Source organism: Candidatus Neomarinimicrobiota bacterium (assembly GCA_022573815.1).
Lineage (GTDB): Bacteria > Fidelibacterota > SORT01 > SORT01 > SORT01 > JACZTG01.
In genome coordinates, this window is the sequence record JACZTG010000059.1 from 1 (window position 1) to 3,099 (window position 3,099).

A 3,099-nucleotide genomic window follows, 5' to 3' on the forward strand; every position below is an offset into this window, starting at 1 on the left:
TAGGTCGCTTTTAAAAATTTCAGTATTAATGTCTGCATCAATTCCTGCGCCGCCTGAAGAACCGTCGGCGCCGAGACTTGTGATTGTCGCATAAACAGAATCGCCGTCAGCGCTCAGTTTTTTCAGTGTTGAATAAAGATACGAATTTCCGAATCCGTCTGTTAGGTTCCCGCCGGCGTCCTGAGTGAAGGATGTTCGAAGATATGGTCCGTTCCACCCTGATGCCATATTGAGCGTTGTATTAACCAGCACAAACGGCTGACTCCCTTTTGTGACCAGGTCAGTTAGCGATGAGGGAATCGAACCCATATCGCCAAAAAATCCGAAACTCGCTCTTACATTGTTTTGGATGGATTTAGGATCGCCAACTATGGCTATCTTTATCAATTCCATTTCTCTCATAGTCGATTCAAATTTCATATTCAGCAGCACGTTGTCGAAAGCCTTAAAACCCAAAGACGCCAATATTCCGATAATGGCTAAAACTACGACCATTTCCATCATTGTAAATCCCTTGCTGCCGACAGGATATTTGTCCGTGTAATTTTCCATTATCGTATGCTTACAGAGCAACAAAGGGTCCTAATACATATTCTGCGCCGGAGAGCATATATAACGTTACGGTAAATATAGTTCCTGATACATCAATTCCTTTTCCTCTGACAAGTTCTATGAAGCCGTCAAAACGAACCTCTTTGGTCAACCCCGAACCCCAAAATGTGCTGGTGAACGGAGCGTTTGTACTAAGCTGGACATCGCTGCCGATTGTGCCGCCTGAGCCCTCAGACCATACCGTTGATGCGGCAATCCTTGCCCGATCATATTCAGGACCTGTAGTAGAAGCGTCGTAAGGTGTATATACCAATTTCATATCAATTAGCGTATCATCACCACCCGTATTATTAATTACGTCGAAGAATACCAATCCTTTTTTGCCTGTTGCATCTCCTACAAGTACAAAAGTTGGGGCTCCACCTACGGTAAACGGTCCCACCGAAAATACGTCTCCCGCGGAAGTGTAAAATGTTGTTGTGAAATCAGAACCTGCCACACCTACGCTTGCGCCTGTGTCATCCTGAAACGTATTTAATCTTATTGTTTTTGTCGCATTATCCTTTAATGACCAACTCGTATAGGTGTTCAGTGAAGACAGAAGGTCACCACTCCCGCCTAAGGTCGCGGCTGCCAGCCATACAGTTGCATTTCCGGCTACTTGCTCGTCATATCTCGGTCCCGTAACTCCATCAAACGGAGCATAAACAGCTTTAAAATCTACAATAGTGACATCTTCCCCGATTTTACTCTGAATATCGAAAATTAAATCCGCGCCTCCTGCGCCTGTTGCAGTTGCGATTCCTGAAAGGATAATTGACCCTATGTCGCTGATTGTCCTCACAGTGACAAAACTTCCGCCTAAAGTAGCCCTATATCCCTCCGACTCACCGCCGGCAGAGAGCTGAACAGTTATAGCCCTCACGCCCTGACTCACATTCTTAATCGTATAATTGCCGAAGGCATCCGTGAACGCCGATTTTGAAGATAGACCTCCTGCGCCGTCGGGTTCGTAAATCCGCGCGTTAGCCGCCGGTACAGGATTCCCGGAGATTTCAATAACGCTGCCCGTCACATCCGCAAGCACCTGGTCCTTCATAATTTCCACAAAGATATCAGCGTCATAACCCGTACCCCCCGCAGCGCCATCCGCTCCGAGGCTCGAAATTTTGGCAACTACCGTGTCACCGGGAGCAATCGAATATTGAACGGTGGAATAAATATATTCATTCCCCCAACCGTCAGTTTTAAAGCCTGCTGCATCTGAAGTGAAGGGCGCATTTACATACGGTCCGTTCCATCCGTAAGCGAGTAATTTCAAAGTATCTAAAGTGCTTATACCGAGAGATCCGCGTGAAACCAATGCGTCCAATGTTGCCGGAAGACCGCCTATGTCGCCAACAAAACCAAAATTTACTCTTTCGCCATTTTGGCGGGCATTCTCGTCGCCTATGATGGCGATTTTTAGAGCCTGCAGTTCTGTTAATGACGATTCATATTTGACTCTATCGTCTGTCTTTCCAAGATTCTTAAGAGCCACGGAAGTAATAATTCCCATAATAGCCACGACAATTAATATTTCCGCGAATGTAAATCCTTCAGCAGATCGGCGCATTATAAATTCCTGTGAGAATTAGCTGATTAAATATCACTGATATTTAATCAGTATATCATCACCCCCGCCCGAATCATCAACTTTGTTGGGTCCATAGCTGCGAATCGTGCTGTCAGCGACATTCAGCACATAAGGTGTGCTCCACGAGTCTTTAAATATTTCTCCTGTGCCGTCATTCTGAAGATACGGCCCATTCCATCCTGTCCTGGAAAAGTAATCATAGTCGTCAACTGCACCGGGTTTGGTGGTTAAATCCGTCAGGCTAGAGGGAACCGCTCCCACATCTCCGATATATCCTCTATCAACGTATCTTCCGCCTGCTGTACGGTCGGGTGTGCCGGATATGGCGGCTCTTATCTGCAACATTTCGTTTTTGCTTGCCGCAATTTTTGAATTGGTGATAAAATCATTAATTCTCGGTACTGCAACAGCGGCGAGGACACCCATTAGCGAAATCACCGTCACCAGCTCTATCATCGTAAACCCTTTTGATAATTCGATAGTTCTTTTTGTCATTTTATTACTCGTATTCTCATAATATATCAATTTATCCATTCTGTTTCCATATTTTCTGATTATAACCTATATGAACTTTGAAGCAGGTAATCGGGATCGCTTAAAGTAAATCCCGGAGATAAGCCAAGCGCCGGAACAGCGGGTAATCGATGATAAATATACGGTTTCCTGTTCGGATTCATTGGTACGCGTCCATTCCTGAACAGACTTGCCGGAGTGGTGCCGTCAAATAAAAGAGGTAGAAATGACCACTCCAATGTCATCAGACTGTCAACCGGACTGGGGGGAAATTCGGCTGCGCCTGCAAAAAGTGAGTTGAAATAATGGTTAAAAAAGGCTTGCTGGATATTTAATAAAGTTGTCTCACTTTTCCGAATCTTGCTCTGAAATGTCAATTCGGTGAATTTCGGTACAGC

At 45.2% G+C, this 3,099-nt stretch carries 4 protein-coding genes; all 4 read right to left on the reverse strand.

From position 1 onward, the window contains the following. On the reverse strand, positions 1 to 552 hold a 552-nt coding region (locus IIB39_11295), incomplete at its 3' end, for a prepilin-type N-terminal cleavage/methylation domain-containing protein (GenBank protein ID MCH8929280.1). A gap of 10 nt (positions 553 to 562) precedes the next feature. Further along, complete coding sequence (locus IIB39_11300) at positions 563 to 2,167, reverse strand: type II secretion system protein GspG (GenBank protein ID MCH8929281.1); 1,605 nt, start codon at positions 2,165 to 2,167, stop codon at positions 563 to 565. Positions 2,168 to 2,200: 33 nt separating this feature from the next. Next, positions 2,201 to 2,722 (reverse strand): prepilin-type N-terminal cleavage/methylation domain-containing protein, encoded by a 522-nt coding sequence (locus IIB39_11305; GenBank protein MCH8929282.1) that lies wholly within the window; start codon positions 2,720 to 2,722, stop codon positions 2,201 to 2,203. 20 nt (positions 2,723 to 2,742) lie between these two features. Further along, the coding region (locus IIB39_11310; protein MCH8929283.1) for a hypothetical protein at positions 2,743 to 3,099 on the reverse strand (357 nt) is incomplete at its 5' end.

Coding starts and splice junctions, on each gene's coding strand:
- IIB39_11300 (MCH8929281.1), bottom strand. CDS start 2,167: ATGCGCCGATCTGCTGAAGGATTTACATTCGCGGAAATATTAATTGTC.
- IIB39_11305 (MCH8929282.1), bottom strand. CDS start 2,722: ATGGATAAATTGATATATTATGAGAATACGAGTAATAAAATGACAAAA.